General features: G+C 67.1%; 16 protein-coding genes and 1 tRNA gene. 13 read left to right on the top strand and 4 right to left on the bottom strand.

The window, feature by feature from the left end:
- Window positions 1-90: 90 nt before the first annotated feature.
- Window positions 91-858 (top strand): mechanosensitive ion channel family protein, encoded by a 768-nt coding sequence (locus DI276_RS13490; RefSeq protein ID WP_112263638.1) that lies wholly within the window; start codon window positions 91-93, stop codon window positions 856-858.
- A 141-nt stretch (window positions 859-999) separates the two neighbouring features.
- The gene (locus DI276_RS13485; protein ID WP_112263637.1) at window positions 1,000-2,043 is read left to right on the top strand and encodes a glucose-1-phosphate thymidylyltransferase; all 1,044 of its coding nucleotides are present in this window, start codon (window positions 1,000-1,002) and stop codon (window positions 2,041-2,043) included.
- Here the strand turns inward: DI276_RS13485 and DI276_RS13480 are convergent.
- Window positions 2,040-3,086, bottom strand: a complete 1,047-nt coding sequence (locus DI276_RS13480) for a winged helix DNA-binding domain-containing protein (protein WP_112263636.1) — start codon at window positions 3,084-3,086, stop codon at window positions 2,040-2,042. The genes DI276_RS13485 and DI276_RS13480 overlap by 4 nt on opposite strands.
- A gap of 9 nt (window positions 3,087-3,095) precedes the next feature.
- Window positions 3,096-4,178, bottom strand: coding sequence for a phytase (locus DI276_RS13475; RefSeq protein ID WP_112263820.1), 1,083 nt, complete (start codon window positions 4,176-4,178; stop codon window positions 3,096-3,098).
- A 55-nt stretch (window positions 4,179-4,233) separates the two neighbouring features.
- Here DI276_RS13475 and pnuC point away from each other — a divergent pair, with 55 nt between their 5' ends.
- The 3 genes from pnuC to DI276_RS13460 are packed head-to-tail and all read left to right on the top strand — an operon-like array spanning window position 4,234 to window position 6,420.
- Window positions 4,234-4,857: a nicotinamide riboside transporter PnuC gene (gene pnuC / locus DI276_RS13470; protein ID WP_112263635.1), complete on the top strand. Its 624-nt coding sequence runs from the start codon at window positions 4,234-4,236 to the stop codon at window positions 4,855-4,857.
- Entirely contained in the window at window positions 4,854-6,023 is a 1,170-nt protein-coding gene (locus DI276_RS13465; RefSeq protein WP_112263634.1) for a M14 family zinc carboxypeptidase, read from the top strand. The genes pnuC and DI276_RS13465 overlap by 4 nt, the downstream gene beginning before the upstream one ends.
- A 43-nt stretch (window positions 6,024-6,066) precedes the next feature.
- Entirely contained in the window at window positions 6,067-6,420 is a 354-nt protein-coding gene (locus DI276_RS13460; RefSeq protein ID WP_112263633.1) for a hypothetical protein, read from the top strand.
- 72 nt (window positions 6,421-6,492) lie between these two features.
- On the opposite strand, the gene aceE is transcribed toward DI276_RS13460, so the two are convergent.
- On the bottom strand, window positions 6,493-9,252 hold the full coding sequence (gene aceE / locus DI276_RS13455; protein WP_112263632.1) for a pyruvate dehydrogenase (acetyl-transferring), homodimeric type: 2,760 nt from the start codon (window positions 9,250-9,252) through the stop codon (window positions 6,493-6,495).
- A gap of 320 nt (window positions 9,253-9,572) precedes the next feature.
- On the opposite strand from aceE, the gene DI276_RS13450 reads away from it, so the two are divergent.
- The 3 genes from DI276_RS13450 (at window position 9,573) to DI276_RS13440 (ending at window position 10,658) form a co-directional block, all read left to right on the top strand.
- Window positions 9,573-10,004 carry a DUF3052 domain-containing protein gene (locus DI276_RS13450; RefSeq protein WP_112263631.1) on the top strand — a complete coding sequence of 144 codons (432 nt, stop codon included), beginning with the start codon at window positions 9,573-9,575 and terminating at the stop codon, window positions 10,002-10,004.
- 78 nt (window positions 10,005-10,082) lie between these two features.
- Window positions 10,083-10,547, top strand: a complete 465-nt coding sequence (locus DI276_RS13445) for a peroxiredoxin (RefSeq protein ID WP_112263630.1) — start codon at window positions 10,083-10,085, stop codon at window positions 10,545-10,547.
- A gap of 36 nt (window positions 10,548-10,583) precedes the next feature.
- Window positions 10,584-10,658: transfer RNA gene (locus tag DI276_RS13440), tRNA-Val, on the top strand.
- A gap of 1,086 nt (window positions 10,659-11,744) precedes the next feature.
- Here the strand turns inward: DI276_RS13440 and DI276_RS13430 are convergent.
- Window positions 11,745-12,215, bottom strand: coding sequence for a GNAT family N-acetyltransferase (locus tag DI276_RS13430; RefSeq protein ID WP_112263628.1), 471 nt, complete (start codon window positions 12,213-12,215; stop codon window positions 11,745-11,747).
- A gap of 48 nt (window positions 12,216-12,263) precedes the next feature.
- Here DI276_RS13430 and DI276_RS13425 point away from each other — a divergent pair, with 48 nt between their 5' ends.
- From DI276_RS13425 to DI276_RS13405, 5 genes are all read left to right on the top strand, one after another.
- Window positions 12,264-12,719 (top strand): hypothetical protein, encoded by a 456-nt coding sequence (locus tag DI276_RS13425; RefSeq protein WP_112263627.1) that lies wholly within the window; start codon window positions 12,264-12,266, stop codon window positions 12,717-12,719.
- Window positions 12,720-12,787: 68 nt separating this feature from the next.
- Window positions 12,788-13,159 (top strand): hypothetical protein, encoded by a 372-nt coding sequence (locus DI276_RS13420; protein ID WP_112263626.1) that lies wholly within the window; start codon window positions 12,788-12,790, stop codon window positions 13,157-13,159.
- A gap of 72 nt (window positions 13,160-13,231) precedes the next feature.
- Window positions 13,232-14,431: a cytochrome P450 gene (locus DI276_RS13415; RefSeq protein ID WP_157984693.1), complete on the top strand. Its 1,200-nt coding sequence runs from the start codon at window positions 13,232-13,234 to the stop codon at window positions 14,429-14,431.
- Window positions 14,432-14,446: 15 nt separating this feature from the next.
- Window positions 14,447-14,932 carry a GNAT family N-acetyltransferase gene (locus DI276_RS13410; protein WP_157984692.1) on the top strand — a complete coding sequence of 162 codons (486 nt, stop codon included), beginning with the start codon at window positions 14,447-14,449 and terminating at the stop codon, window positions 14,930-14,932.
- A gap of 87 nt (window positions 14,933-15,019) precedes the next feature.
- A complete protein-coding gene (locus DI276_RS13405) occupies window positions 15,020-15,313 on the top strand; it encodes a hypothetical protein (RefSeq protein WP_112263623.1) in 294 nt (97 codons plus the stop codon).

Here is a 15,313-nt window from a genome sequence, read left to right as displayed (position 1 = left end):
TCACAGTGTCGCGGTTGCTGAGCAGTGTGATCCGCGAAACGATCAACTGGTCGGATCTTCACTCACCGCAACTTTGTTCTAGGAGGGCCCGTGGGCTCGCAAATCACCGAGGGCCTGGGCCAGGCGTGGGCGATGGTCGCCACGTTCGTGCCGAAGCTGCTCGGCTTCCTGCTCGTTCTGGTCATCGGCTGGTTCATCGCCAAGGCGCTCGCCAAGGGCGTGCAGTTCCTGCTCAAGCGCGTCGGCTTCGAGCGGCTCGTCGAGCGGTCGGGCCTGCACGGCGCGATGCGGCAGTCGTCGATGGACGCGACCGGCCTGATCGCCAAGATCGTCTACTACTTCGTGCTGCTGATCGCGCTGCAGCTGGCGTTCGGCGTCTTCGGCGCGTCGAACCCGGTCAGCACGCTGCTCAACGAGGTCATCGCCTACCTGCCGCGCATCGTCGTGGCGATGGTGCTCGTGATCGTCGCGTCGGCGATCGGCACGGCTCTCAAGGGCCTCGTGACCGGTGCGCTGGGTCAGCGCTCCTACACCCGGATCATGGGCAACATCACCTACGGCTTCGTGATGGCGCTGGGCATCATCGCGGCGCTCAACCAACTGGGCATCGCGATCTCGGTGACCATGCCGGTCCTGATCGCCGTGCTCGCCACGGTGGCCGGCGTGATCGTCATCGGTGTGGGCGGCGGCCTGGTCCGGCCGATGCAGCAGCGTTGGGAGGGCTGGCTGAACCGCATGCAGGACGAGGCGGCCGCGGTCCAGTCGCCGATGCCGCGTGCGTCGCAGGAGATGCCGGCGAATGTGGGCGGTCGGATGGGTGACGTTCCGACGCCGCCGTCGGGCACCCCGATGCGGTAGTTAGATGTTCTAACTTCAAGAAGGGGCTCTCGCTGCTGAGAGCCCCTTCTTCGTTGTTTGGCGGTTCTCCAGTTGCGGTCCAGCGCACGCACGGACGCTCGTGTCCACCCGAACTGTCCGCTGTCGCGGTGTGGAGGACCTATGAAAGCCCTAGTGCTGTCCGCGGGCGTGCGCCCGGCCGGATACTCGCTGCCCCGCCACATCGTCCCCATCGCGAACAAGCCCGTGCTCGAGTACGTCGTGGAGAACCTGCGGGACGTCGGGATCACCGAGATCGGCATCGTCGTCGGCGAGGGCGGCCAGGAGATCACCGAGCTGTTCGGCGACGGGTCGTACCTGGGTGTGTCGATCAACTACATCCAGCAGGACAGACCGCTCGGTCTCGCCCACTGCGTGCGGATCTCCCGGCCGTTCCTCGGCGACGACGACTTCGTGCTGTACCTGGGCGACAACGTGCTGGCCGAGGGCATCGGGCAGATCGCGGACGAGTTCGCGCGGCTGCGGCCGTCCGCGCAGGTGCTCGTGGACAAGGTGGAGGACCCGCGGCTCTACGGCGTCGCCGAGGTGGACGAGAACTCGCGCGTGACGCGGCTGATCGAGCACCCGCAGGAGCCGCGCAGCGACCTCGCCATGATCGGCGTCTACTTCTTCACGCCCGCGATCCACGCCGCCATCGACGCGATCGAGCCGTCGTGGCGCGGGGAGTTCGAGATCACCGACGCGTTGCAGTGGCTGGTCACTCACGAGCGTGACGTGCGGGCCCGCGTCTACTCCGGGTTCTGGAAGGACACCGGGAAGGTCGAGGACGTGCTGGAGTGCAACCGCGAGCTGCTGATGGGGCTGCGGACGGACATCCAGGGCATCGTCGACGCCGAGTCGCGGCTGATCGGTGAGGTCGTGGTCGAGGAGGGTGCGCGGGTGGTGCGGTCGTGCATCGTCGGGCCCGCGATCATCGGCGCCGGCACGCTGGTCGAGGAGTCGATCGTCGGCCCGTACACGTCGATCGGCGCCGATTGCCGGATCACCGAGTCCGGGGTGGCCGACTCGATCGTGCTCAACGAGGCGTCGGTGCACAACGTGTCCGGCATCGAGACGTCGTTGATCGGCCGGCGTGCTCGGGTGGGCTCTGCGCGCCAGCACCGGCTGGTCGTCGGTGATGGCGCGCACGTCGACGTGGCCGCCTAGTTCTGCTCGATCCAGTCCTGAAGGCGGTCGCACTCCTCGGCGACCGCCTTCTGCCTGCTCTTGTCGAGCTGGTCGATGTAGTCGACGGTGACTCGGCGTTCTTTGGTGATGGACCACGTGGCGACCACGTAACCGTCGACGAGGACGGTGGGCTTGCCGCCGATGACCACGCCGAGCCGGTCGTCCGCGATGACCCTCCTGCGGTCGGCGTGGGCGAGCAGGATGTTGTCGAACTCGGGCAGCAGCCGGACCGGGACCGGGGTCTCCGGGTCGGGGCGCGGCGCGTCGGGGAGGTCGAACAGCTCCTTGCCGGCCTCGTTGCGGAAGGTCACCAGTTCCGGCCGGAGCTGTTCGAAGACCTCGCCGAGCCGGGTGAGGCCGGACCACTGCTGGGCGTCCAGCACGGTCGCCGGGCCGAACGCCTTGAGGTAGCGCCGAACCAGCCGTTCGCGGGGCATGGCGTGCTGCTCCTGGTCGAGCCACGACTCCATGGTCGTGCAGATCGCGCGGCCGCTCTTGTGCCACAGGCCGCGCGGCGGGAGCTGAACGAGCGCGAGCTTGTTGCGCAGTGCGTTGCCCAGGACGGTGTGCTCGCGGTCGGACCAGCGTTCCTTGAGCTGCTTGCCGGCGTCCGCGGTGCCCTGCGGGGTGTCTTCGAGGATCTTGCGGCCGGCTTCGGCGACGGCATCGAGATCGAGGTCTCTGAGGCGTTTGGCGAACGGGCCGCTCTGCAGCTCGCGGTCGAGCCGGAGCTGCATGTGAGGCCTGAGTGCGAGCGCGTCCTGCGCGCTGACCAGGTGGATCGTGCCTCGCATGAGCAGGATTCGGACGACGTACCTGCTGATGAGGAGGTCTTCGAGCTCCTGCGGCTGGAAGTTCTCGAGCCGGGTCCACAGTCCGATGTACGGGGACTTCGGTTCCTGCGCCTGGATGCCGAAGAGGCGCTCGATGGTGGCGAACGCGCCTATGTCGGCGCGTTCGCGCAGCATCTGTCGTTCGATCAACGCCCGGTTGAGTGCGTCCTGGCTCAGTGTCGTCCCCATCGGGACAGGTTAGAACCTGACGAACGCGAATCCGGTGCCATTCGGGCGTTCGCCGTCGTGGACGACCAGCAGGTTGAGCTTGCCGAGCACGATGTCGGCGCCGTCCGAGTGCTCGACGTCCTTGACCTTGAAGTCCTCGAGGGGCTTCATGTTGGCCTTGCGGTAGGCGACGAACCGCGAGTCGCCCTGGCTCGACGCGAGCAGCACGTCGTCCGCGATGGTGAGACCCTCGGCGTCGGCTTCGAGCCACTTGCCGCCGAAGCCGGGGTTGGGGCCGTCGGCTTCGCACTCCTCGGTGTCGGGGTTGTACTTCTGCGGCGCGCCCCACGTGCGGACCTTGTCGACCAGCTGCGGCTTGCCGAAGCCGTTGGCGCGCAACGGGATGCGCCAGATGCCCACGTCCTCCTGCGCGGCGTACAGCGTGTTGGTGCGCTCGTCGATCACCATGCCCTCGACCTGCGGGCCCTCGCCCGGTTCACCGCACACCGTCCACTGCTTGCCGTTCGGGAGGGTGAAGGTGCTCGGGAGGTCCAGAGTGGACACCTTCTTGGTGTCGTTGTCGTTGGTCACCTGGAGGAGCGCGATACTGGTCTCGTTGCGACGACTCGTGACGACGACGTCCTTGCCGTTGACGTGCCCGGCGGCGAGACCGTAGACGTTGTGCTGTTCGTCGACCTCTTGTTCGGTCTTGCTGAACACCGGCTTGGCGGCGGGGTTCGTGACGTCCTTCGCGCCGCGTTCGTCCACTTGGAACACCCGGATGCGGTCACGGCCGCGGTCGCTCACGAACGCGCGGTTCCCGAGGACGTCGACGTTGTTGTAACGCCCCGGCTTCGCGTCCGGCGTGGGTGGCAACGGTGCCGGGTAGACGCCGATCGTGCGGCCGTTCAGGTCGAACGCCGCCAGCCCGCCTTCCTTGAGTGTGCCCAGGACCACACTGCGTTCGGTGTTGCGCGGGTTCACCCAGATGGCCGGGTCGTCGGCGTCCGCGGGCTCCTCGAACGTCTGCGTGATCACCGTCGGTGTGATGACGGGCGTCGCGGGCGCGGCGAGGAACAAAGGCACGAGCGCCAGCGCTAAGGGAGATGACATGGTGGGACCGTAGGAAACGCCGGTATACAGCGACTGAACCACGAGGGAACAAGCCGTGTGGTACGAGGCAGGTTTGACGATCTTCGGCCAGAAGATCGCGTACACGGAGCTGGTCGGGCAGGTCCTGGCGCTGGCGGTGGTCTTCCTCGCGCAGCGCCGTTCACTCTTGACCTGGCCGGTGCAGCTGGTGTCGGTCGCTTTGCTGTTCACCGTCTACCTGTCCGCGCATCTGGGCGGTCTGGCAACCCGTCAGGTCGTCGTCGGGCTGATCGCCGTCTACGGCTGGTACGCGTGGGTGCGTCGCCGTGACCCGGTTTTCGGCGTGGTGGTGCGCAAGGGTTCCTGGCTCGAACGTGCTGTCGTCGCCGGTGTTTTCGTGCTCGGCACCGTCGCCTTCGCGCTGACCCTGCAATGGCTGGACGCGTCCTGGGCACCGTGGCCGGACGCCGCGATCTTCGTCGGCACGATCCTGGCGTTCACCCTGCAGGGCCTCGGCCTGGTGGAGTTCTGGCTGGTGTGGCTCGTCGTCGACTTCGTGGGCGTGCCGCTGCAGATCCAGTCGGGCCTGTACTTCAGCGCGTTCGTGTACCTGATCTTCGCGGGCCTGGTGATCCACGGTTACATCGACTGGAACCGCACCGCCCGCCGGTTGACACAGGCGGCAAAGTCTCCTCTATGAGGGGACTGATCGCATTACTGGCTGCTGTTTCGTTGCTGGTTCCCGTGCCGGCGCTCGCTGCTGCCGAGCCGCGGACGGGTTTCGAGAAGACCGGCAAGTGGACCACCGAGGCCGAGGAACAGGCCTACCTGCGTGCGACGGGCCTGCCGGTCTCGCAGATCGGTGTGACGGCGCAAGGACGTCCGATCCAGCTCGTCCGCGTCGGCACTCCGTCGGCCCGCACGGTCGTGCTCTTCATCTGTTCCCAGCACGGCGACGAGCCGGCGGGCCGCGAAGCCTGCCTGATCCGCATGCGCTCGCTGCCGCGCTCTTCTTCGGTGACTTATCTGTTCGTCCCGAACGCCAACCCGGACGGCCGCGTCGCCGACACCCGCGGCAACTCCCAGGGCATCGACATCAACCGCGACCACCTGTTGCTGCGGTCAGCCGAGGGCCGCGCGATGGCCGCCGTCATCCGCGACTGGAAGCCCGACGTCATCCACGACCTCCACGAGTTCGGCCCTTCCGCGCCCTACTACGTGAAGGACTTCCTCTGGCTGTGGCCGCGCAACCTGAACGTGGCCGACGGCGTGCACTCGTTGTCCGAGACGCTCTCGCGCTCGTACATCCGTCCGTCCGTCGAGGCCGGCGGTCGCACGTCCGGTGTCTACGGCATCCACGTGGACCCGGTGACCGGTGAGCCGATCCGTCAGGTCGCCGGTGACCACCAGGAACGGATTCTCCGCAACACGTCCGGCCTCAAGCATTCCACCGGGCTGCTGGTGGAGACCAACGTCGACGGCACGCCCGCCTACCGCGTCGAGTCCCAGCTGCTCGGCCTCGACGGCACCCAGGCGTACGTCCGTGAGCGTCGTGCGGAGATCGAGGCCGCTACCGCTGCCTCGCGTGCTGTGCGGTCCGGCCCGGTGTACTTCGGCGGCGCGGACAACCAGCCTCCTGCTCCGGAGGACGTGCTCACTACGCCTCCCTGCGGCTACGTGCTCACCGGCGCCCAGTACGTAGAGGCGCGGGACGAACTCGCCCTGCACGGCGTCAAGTCGCAGTACCTGCGGGGTGGGGATCGGATCGTGCCCATGAAGCAGGAGGCTCGGCCGTTGATCCCGCTGCTGCTGGATGGTCACGCAGACGAGCCGTTGCTCAAGGCCCGTCGTGTCGCCCAGTGCTAGTCGCCCGCCAGCTCGCGTGCCTTCGAAGCCTGCAGCATCGTCAGTGACGGTCTGTCCGCTTCGATGGCCGCGCGGGCGTCGGCCGGGTCGTTCGACAGCAGCGCCCGCCGGAATCGCGCGTGCCACCGGCCGGCCGTTCGTCACGGGCGAGCACGACCGCGGCATCGTCGAGCAGGTGGTGCGCGACCTCGCGCAGACGTGGACCGCGCCGCCGATCACGGTGGAACTGGGCGACGCCCGATGGGTGCTCGGCGCGGGCGAACCGGTCGCGGTCGTGCGCTCGGACGACCTCGACTTCCTCTGCCACCTCTCCGGGCGCGACGGCGACCCCGCGCTCGATGTTGAGGGCGACGCATCGGTCGCCACCGCCGTCCTGGCTGCCCGCGTCGTGTTCTGACCGCCTGGACGCCCTCAGGACGTGCGAAGGGCCGCCCCGCGCGTTGCGGGGCGGCCCTCGTCAGGAAACGAACTACGCGAGGCCCGCGTCCGACGTGGACGGTCCGGCCGCTTGCACGTCGTCGATGCGGTACTTGCGGGCCGCCTCGACGACCTTGGCCTGCTCCACCTCGCCGCGCTTGGCCAGGGCGGCCAGCGTGGCGACGACGACGGACTCCGCGTCCACCAGGAAGTGGCGGCGGGCGGCCGGGCGGGTGTCGGAGAAGCCGAAGCCGTCCGTGCCCAGGGTCGTCATGTCGGTCGGGACGTACGGGCGGATCAGGTCCGGGATCGCCGACATCCAGTCGGACACGGCGACGACCGGGCCCTGCACGTTCGCCAGCACCTGCGTGACGTACGGCACGCGCGGCTCGGCGTCCGGGTGCAGCAGGTTGTGGCGGTCGGTGTCGACGGCGTCGCGGCGCAGCTCCGAGTACGACGTGGCGGACCACACGTCGGCGGAGACGCCCCACTCGTCGGCGAGCATCTGCTGGGCCTTCAGCGCCCACGGGAGGCCAACGCCGGAGCCGAGGATCTGGGCCCGCGGACCACCCGTCTGCGGGCCGTCCTGGTACTTGTAGAGGCCGCGCAGGAGGCCTTCCACGTCCAGACCCTCGGGCTCGGCCGGCTGCACGTACGGCTCGTTGTAGACCGTCATGTAGTAGAAGACGTTCTCGGCGTTCTCGCCGTACATCCTCCGCAGACCGTCCTTGACGATGTGCGCCACCTCGAACGACCACGCCGGGTCGTACGCGATCACGGCCGGGTTCGTGTGCGCCAGCAGCAGCGAGTGGCCGTCGGCGTGCTGCAGGCCCTCACCGGTCAGCGTGGTGCGGCCCGCGGTGGCACCGAGCACGAAGCCGCGCGCCATCTGGTCCGCCGCCGCCCACAGGCCGTCGCCCGTGCGCTGGAAGCCGAACATCGAGTAGAAGATGTAGATCGGGATCATCGGCTCGCCCTGCGTCGCGTAGGACGTGCCGACCGCCGTGAACGACGCCGTGGAACCCGCCTCGTTGATGCCCTCGTGCAGGATCTGGCCCTGCTCCGACTCCTTGTAGGCGAGCATCAGGTTGGCGTCCACCGAGGTGTACGCCTGACCGTTCGGGTTGTAGATCTTCTGCGTCGGGAACATGGAGTCCATGCCGAACGTGCGCGCCTCGTCCGGGATGATCGGGACGATGCGCGGGCCGATCTCCGGGTCCTTCGCGAGGTCGCGGACGAGCCGGACGAACGCCATCGTCGTGGCGACCTCCTGCTTGCCGGAGCCGCGCTTGATGCCGTCGTAGACCTTGTCGCCGGGCAGCACGAGAGCCTTGGACTTCGTGCGGCGCTCCGGCACGAAGCCGCCCAGCTGACGGCGGCGCTCCAGCATGTACTGGATCTCGGGGCTGTCCTGGCCGGGGTGGTAGTACGGCGGCAGGTACGGGTCCTTCTCGAGCACCTCGTCGGAGATCGGGATGCGCAGGCTGTCCCGGAAGCCCTTGAGGTCGTCCAGGGTCATCTTCTTCATCTGGTGCGTCGCGTTGCGCGCCGCGAAGTGCTTGCCGAGCGAGTAGCCCTTGATCGTCTTGGCGAGGATCACGGTCGGCTGGCCGACGGTCTCGGTGGCCGCCTTGTAGGCCGCGTAGACCTTGCGGTAGTCGTGGCCACCGCGCTTGAGGTTCCACACCTCGTCGTCGCTCATGGCGTCGACGAGCGCCTTCGTCCGCGGGTCGCGGCCGAAGAAGTGCTCCTTGATGTACGCGCCGTCGTTCGCCTTGTAGGTCTGGTAGTCACCGTCGGGCGTGGCGTTCATCAGGTTGACGAGCGCGCCGTCGCGGTCGGCGTGCAGCAGCGCGTCCCACTCGCGGCCCCAGACGACCTTGATGACGTTCCAGCCGGCACCCCGGAAGAACGACTCCAGCTCCTGGATGATCTTGCCGTTGCCGCGCACCGGGCCGTCGAGGCGCTGCAGGTTGCAGTTGACGACGAACGTGAGGTTGTCGAGGTGCTCGTTCGCGGCGAGCTGCAGCAGGCCGCGCGACTCCGGCTCGTCCATCTCGCCGTCGCCGAGGAACGCCCACACGTGCTGGTCGGACGTGTCCTTGAAGCCGCGGTCGTGCAGGTAGCGGTTGAACCGCGCCTGGTAGATCGCGTTCATCGGGCCGATGCCCATGGAGACCGTCGGGAACTCCCAGAAGTCCGGCATCAGCCGCGGGTGCGGGTACGACGGCAGGCCGCCACCCGGACCGGCGTGCGAGTACTCCTGGCGGAAGCCGTCGAGCTGGTGCTCGCTCAGCCGGCCCTCGAGGAAGGCGCGAGCGTAGACACCGGGGGAGGCGTGGCCCTGGATGAAGACCTGGTCGCCGCCGCCGGGGTGGTTCTTGCCCCGGAAGAAGTGGTTGAAGCCGACCTCGTAGAGCGACGCGCTCGACGCGTACGTCGAAATGTGGCCACCGACACCCACACCCGGCCGCTGCGCGCGGTGCACCGTCATCGCGGCGTTCCACCGGATCCACGCGCGGTAGCGGCGCTCCACCTCCTCGTCACCGGGGAACCACGGCTCCCGCTCGGTGGGGATGGTGTTGACGTAGTCGGTGCTGGTCAGCGAGGGCATGCCGACGTGGTTCTCACGCGCACGCTCCAGCAGACGCAACATCAGGTACCGGGCCCGCTGCTGGCCGCCGCCCTTGAGCACCTCGTCGAACGACTCCAGCCACTCGGACGTCTCTTCGGGGTCGATGTCAGGCAGGTGCGCGGCCAGGCCGTCACGAATGACACGTACCCGCTCGGGGCCGGTGTTCTGCGGGCTCAAGGTGTCTCCTCGGCTTCGTTGGCGGTACCTCGCGTTGGCCCGGAAACCGTGCCACGCGCTCCTATCGTTGTCCTTGCGCGACGACTTCGTCACCGCTACTGATCGGTAGTTCTGGATCGTGTCGCTCACGCGCGCGCGATAAGAGGTATGTAGAGCGTGCCTCATGCCAGTCTAGGGATCTCCACAGGGGTCCCTGTTACGGCGTGTCACGTGGTCAACAGTTGCGCCGGAGGTAGCTGACAGTGTTCGCTAGCCCGAGTAACGGACTCTGGCGGCAGTCTTAGGGCTGTCGCTCTTGCGTAGTTGGAGGAGTGAAAACCGTGGTCGCCGCGGAAGACGCCGGCAAGATCGGCGTCGCCGAGAAGCTCGGGATCGAATCGGGCATGGTCGTCCAGGAACTCGGCTGGGACGAGGACGTCGACGACAACCTCCGTGCCGCAGTCGAGGAGCAGATCGGCGGCGACCTCCTCGACGAGGATGCCGACGAGACTGTGAGCATCGTGCTGCTCTGGTGGCGGGAAGACGACGGTGACCTGGTCGACGCCTTGCTGGAAGCAACCGGCGTACTCGCCGAGGACGGCGTGATCTGGGTTCTCACCCCGAAGACCGGCCGCCCTGGCCACGTGGAGCCGTCGGACATCGCGGAGGCCGTGCCCACCGCGGGCCTGTCGCAGACCTCCAACATCAGCGTCGCCGACGACTGGGCGGGCACCCGCCTGGTGTGGCCGAAATCCACCAAGGCCAAGCGCTGACTCAGGTTCGGCTGACATAGGGTTGATCCACGGGCTCTGCCCGTGGATTCGTCTTGGTCAACCTGCGAGGGGTCTTTCATGGCGGTCGAGGTCGGTTCGGAAGCTCCGGACTTCACGCTCAACGACTACAACAAGCAGCCTGTGACGCTGTCGTCGTTCCGCGGTTCGAAGAACGTGCTCCTGGTCTTCTACCCGTTCGCGTTCAGCGGCATCTGCAACGGCGAGCTCTGCCAGCTGCGCGACGAGCTCGCCACGTACGAGGACGAGAACGTCCAGGTGCTCGGCGTGTCCGTGGACACCCCGTTCTCGCTGAAGGCGTGGGCCAACCAGGAGGGCTACCAGTTCCCGCTGCTGTCCGACTTCTGGCCGCACGGCGCCGTCGCCCAGTCCTACGGCGTGTTCAACGAGACCGCGGGCATGGCGCTGCGGGGCACGTTCCTGATCGACGCGTCCGGCGTGGTCCGGTTCGCGGAGGTCAACGCGCCCGGTGAGGCCCGCGATCAGAATGCCTGGAAGAAGGCCGTAGCCTCGCTCAAGGCATGATGTAGTTGTACCCCTGCGTCTTCGGGCGTGGGGTTGGGGCGTGTAGCTCAGCGGAAGAGCACTCGGTTTACACCCGAGCGGTCGCAGGTTCGATCCCTGTCGCGCCCACCAGCCAGAACGGCGCCTCCAAGAGCTTCGGAGGCGTCGCGTTGACTCGGTCGGGGTCTGAAAGCCGGTCCATCCGGGCTGTCAGCCGCCGCGCTGGACGCCTGGAGGCGGCCACTGCGGAACGCGCAAGCTTGGATCCTCGGACAGCTCGAACGTGCCCGCCGATGGGGTTTGATCCCGTTGTTGCGCCACAGTTCGCCGCGTATCCGTTGCCGTTGTCCGACCTGCACCGGACCGACTATGTGCGCAACATCAGCATACATTCGTGCTGTAGTTGCCCGCGTACGTTCTCCATCGCACGATGATCACCGTTTCTCCATTGCCGACAAGGCCGCAATTGGTCTCCGGGTGGAACCCGTTGCTATCGGTGTAGCCCATCTGCACATAGAGAGCGTAGCCGTTGCAGTTGCGGTAGGTCTGAGCCATGGGAAGGCCGAGCGGAGCTTGCGGTGCGAAATGACTCCAACACTGCGCCGCGCCACTGCTGCCTGTGTTGAATGAATACGTCGCAACGAAGTCGATTGAGGAGATCGACGCATCTGGCAGAGGCCGCAGCGACGTGGTGTCAGGGCTATGGGCCAGGTTGGGGGTCGAGGGGGACGCTGAGGCTGTGACGAGCGGGGCCATCAGCAAGGAACTGCCCAAGAGCAGGGCTAGTGCTGTTATTTGGGCGCGTGACCGGGAAGTCATGGACACCTCCGTGGTTAACGGAATTCCAGGCCTGTAATCACTGGTGTGACATGCGAACGACGGCCACTCGCCGCCGTCGCGAGAGCCACGCTCGGGTCATGAAATGAACGGGATTCTCCATAGCCGTTTGCGTAAACGGTCGGATTTCCAGTCTACTGCTTCGGGGTGTGATCCGGAAGGGTAAGCAAAGGAAGATCGGCCAACCAGTCTAGAACCCGCCATCGGCCGAACGAATATCATCAGCAGCAGTGAGTCTTTGATCGGCGTCACTGTGAGAGGCAGTTCGATCATGAGAATTGAAGCGCACTGTGTTCGAATAGTCAGTGCTTGTAGTGGTGACGTCAGATATTCGAAGTGTCGGAATGCCTGCTGTGTAGCCGAGCGACGGGGTGGCCGGAGTCAGCTGTCGAGGACGTGCGCGAGGAGCATGGTGGCCGGGCCGAAGCCGGCTCGCTGGTAGAAGCGCACTGAGCGTTCGCTGGGCGACAGGACGATGCGGGCGCAGTTGCGGGCGCGTGCGTACGTGACGGCCGCGTCGAGCAGGGCGGTCCCGATGCCGCGGTTGCGGTGGTCGGCGAGTACGAACGCGTTGCCGAGGTAAGCCCATCGGCTGGCTGACCGTCCCGGTTTGGGCATCCGTTCGAACAGGGCGAGGTTCATCATGCCGATGGCCTTGCCGCCGAGTTCGGCCACGAACGCCGCCCGGCGTGGTGCTTCTGCCGTGTACCACTGGGCGAAGCACTCCTCGAAGTCGTCGTCATCGAGCGGCTGTCCTGCCTGTTCTTCCGACCACGCCCGGCGCAGTGTCGCCAGCGCCGTGGTGTCGTGCTCACCGGTCTGTCGTATCGACACGGTGTACGGGGGCGTCATGGCTCGATCTTCCTGGGCGGGTCGTGATCGTTTGGTATGAATCGCGCCATGCAGACGCAGGTTTGGCCCGCGATTCTCTCCCTTGTCGGCGTGCTGTTCGGCGGCGGCCTGTCCTACCTGGTTCAGGCCAACGTGCAACGCCGGACCGAACGCGTTGAGCTACGGCGGCTGGCGACCGAGCGCGCTGAGGCGCGGCGCGTGGAGCAGCTGGAACTGTTGCGTGAGTTCGTTCGTGTCGCGCAGCGGGCTGAACGTGCGGCCGAGGACCGTGACACCACGCCCTCCTGGAAGGCATCGGCCCAGGACGCCCTCGATGAGCTCTGGGTGTGTGAGCGGATGATCCACATTCTGTTCGACTCGTCGCTGCACGACCTCGCTCGCGCCTACGTCAAGGCTCTCGACCACGTTCTCTGGCAGAAGCTCGAGGACGGTGCGCTGTGGGACTACCTCAAGGGGCCCAAAGCCGCGTTCCTCGCCGCGGCTCGCAGCGAGTTGAGCCGTTGACTTGATGCCGTATTTTGGACGCGTTGTCGGGGATGTTTGGGCCCGCCTCCTCCGAAGGACGACTACCTGTGAAGCGCAAGGGCAAGGCCGCGAAGCCCGTCCCCACCACCATCACGCAGGAGCAGATCAAGCTGCTCGCGCTGGTTGAGCAGGGTGGCGTGCACCGCGGCGCCACCAGCTGGTACCTCGAGCACCGGCCGGCCAAGCAGTGGGACGCCGAGGACCTGGAGATCCTGCAACTGCGGCACTGGATCACGTGGCAGCGGCCGGAACGGGCCATGGACCACGGGATGGCGGCTCCCGTCGACATCACGCCGGAGGGGCGGGCTGCGCTGCAGCACCACTTGCCGGGGTGGGTGCACGGGCGCAAGGCCATTGCCGCGCCGCCGCCTCGGTTGCCCGCGGTCGAGACGATCAAGGTGCTCGACGCGCTCCAGTGACCGGAACGATCGGTGGACATCGGCGTCGGTCGCGGTAGAAAGGTGACGGGGACTCTGCTGAGGGGCGAAGCCATGTCGAACCTGTTGACCGGCGGCGACTTGCGCGCACGTGAGCATCATCGGATCGAGGACGACGCACGAGCCGCAGGACCGCTGCACAGCGCGACGCGGCCCGACGGGGTGCGGGTTCAGGTGGTCACGGTCGGGTTGGAGCTCGCTCGCAAGCTGCTGGCCGACAAGCGGTTGTCCAAGGACAGCGACGCGCTGCAGAACGAGATCAGGCGCCAGTTCGCCGAGCAGGGCAGCACGCAGAGCGAGCTCGGCGGGCTGTTCGGTCCGAGCATGCTCAACAGCGACAGGCCGAAGCACACCCGGCTGCGGGCGCTCGCGGTCAAGGCGTTCAACGCTCAGGCGGTGGAGCAGCTCGCGCCGCGCATCGAAGAGATCACCGCGGAGCTGATCGACCGGCTGCCGGTCGGTGAGGAGATCGACCTCGTCAAGGCGTTCGCCGTGCCGATGCCGCTGCACATCATCGGCGAGGTGCTCGGCGTGCCCGAGAAGGACCGCGCCGAGGTCCGCACGTTGATCGAGACCATGATGTCGATGGACCACGACGTGTCGCAGCCCGCGAGCAACGCGCTAGGTGGCTACTTCCACGCGTTGCTCACGGGCGACGAACTCGACGAAAGCTCGCTCTTCGGGGCGTTGGTGGCGGCCGACGACAACGGTGACCACCTCACCCACGACGAGCTGATGGCGATGGCGTTCCTTCTCGTCGTGGCGGGCCACGAGACCACGGCGGCCCTCATCACGAACGTCGTGCACGACGCGTTGGACAACGAACTGTGGGAGAAAGCTGCGGCTGACCCCGGCCTGGTGCCGCTGCTCGTCGAGGAGACGTTGCGGCACAACCCGCCGGTCCGCAACGCCACGCACCGCATCACCACCGAACCGCTGGAGATCGACGGCGTCACGGTGCCCGAGAACACCGTGCTGATGATCAACTTTGGTGCTGCGGGACGGTGTCCGGTCGCCCACGAGGACGCCGCGCGGTACCGCATCGACCGGCCCACGACGGGCCACGTGGCGTTCGGGCACGGCCCGCACTTCTGCCTCGGGTCCGGGCTTGCCCGGCTGGAGACCGAGATCGTCCTGCGTGAGCTCACGAGCCGGTTCCCGCGCACCACCTACTCCGGCCACGAACAGCCCGCGGTCACGCGGAACGACATCATGGCCAGCCCGAAAACCCTTCCCCTCGTGCTGAGGCGCTGACCTACGCTGGCCCGCGTGGAGATCATCCGAGGGGGACCGGAACACGTCGACACGGCCGCGCTCATCTGGGCGCACGCGGTGAAGGTCAGAGACGGTTACGACGAGGTCCCGACGCTCGAAGAAGCGCGTCCCGGCATCGAGAACGCGTTGGCGAACGAGCCGTCGCTGTTGTTGCTGGCGCTCGAAAACGGTGTGGCGGTCGGCTTTCTCGCCGGCGGTCCACAAGAGACTGGCACGGCATACATCAACTACGTGGGCGTCCACCCCGACGCGTGGGGCAGGCGCGTCGGCGAAGCGTTGTTGCGCGCGCTGCCCGATGCGCTGACAGAGCGCGGGTACACGGACGCGGAGCTGTTGGTCTACGTCGACAACGTGCGAGGCGTACGCCTCTACGAACGCCTCGGATGGATCAAGGCCGGCGACCCCGCGCCGCATCCGCGCAACGGCCGAGTGGAGCAGCGCTACTCGTTCTCGGTCCCAGCGTGGGCTAGTGGGGCGTGAGAGCGTTTAGCCGGGGATTAGGGGATCAACCCCAATGCGGCTGACCAGGGCTATCGCCAAGTCCATTTGAGACGTAACTTTTGTTCCATGTCAGTGCGCACGTTCGCCGTCGTGGTCGGTCTCGCGTTCCTGCTCGGTGGAGGTGCGATCCTGCTCGTGATGCTGGCCGTCGAGGCGCCCAGCGGGTCGCTCGTCCCGTGCGGCAACGGTCTGGGCTTCGGTTTCGACGAGCCGGCGACCGCCGCGGTCAGTCCGGCCTTTGTGGACATCTGCGCCGATTTGCGGCATCGCCGACTGCTCTGGGCGTTGCCCGTGATCGGGGTGGGCGCACTGCTGCTGATCGGCTCTTTGGTCTCGTCTCGAAACGCTACTCGCCGGTAA

The organism is Lentzea terrae, from assembly GCF_003265345.1.
Lineage (GTDB): Bacteria > Actinomycetota > Actinomycetes > Mycobacteriales > Pseudonocardiaceae > Lentzea > Lentzea terrae.
This window is presented reverse-complemented; position numbering and strand designations above follow the sequence as displayed.

Bases quoted from the DNA above. Each gene is read 5' to 3' on its own strand.
- DI276_RS13430 (WP_112263628.1), bottom strand. From the start codon at position 12,215: ATGACGCCCCCGTACACCGTGTCGATACGACAGACCGGTGAGCACGAC.
- DI276_RS13415 (WP_157984693.1), top strand. From the start codon at position 13,232: ATGTCGAACCTGTTGACCGGCGGCGACTTGCGCGCACGTGAGCATCAT.
- DI276_RS13485 (WP_112263637.1), top strand. From the start codon at position 1,000: ATGAAAGCCCTAGTGCTGTCCGCGGGCGTGCGCCCGGCCGGATACTCG.
- DI276_RS13445 (WP_112263630.1), top strand. From the start codon at position 10,083: ATGGCGGTCGAGGTCGGTTCGGAAGCTCCGGACTTCACGCTCAACGAC.
- DI276_RS13425 (WP_112263627.1), top strand. From the start codon at position 12,264: ATGCAGACGCAGGTTTGGCCCGCGATTCTCTCCCTTGTCGGCGTGCTG.
- DI276_RS13405 (WP_112263623.1), top strand. From the start codon at position 15,020: ATGTCAGTGCGCACGTTCGCCGTCGTGGTCGGTCTCGCGTTCCTGCTC.
- DI276_RS13480 (WP_112263636.1), bottom strand. From the start codon at position 3,086: ATGGGGACGACACTGAGCCAGGACGCACTCAACCGGGCGTTGATCGAA.
- DI276_RS13475 (WP_112263820.1), bottom strand. From the start codon at position 4,178: ATGTCATCTCCCTTAGCGCTGGCGCTCGTGCCTTTGTTCCTCGCCGCG.
- DI276_RS13465 (WP_112263634.1), top strand. From the start codon at position 4,854: ATGAGGGGACTGATCGCATTACTGGCTGCTGTTTCGTTGCTGGTTCCC.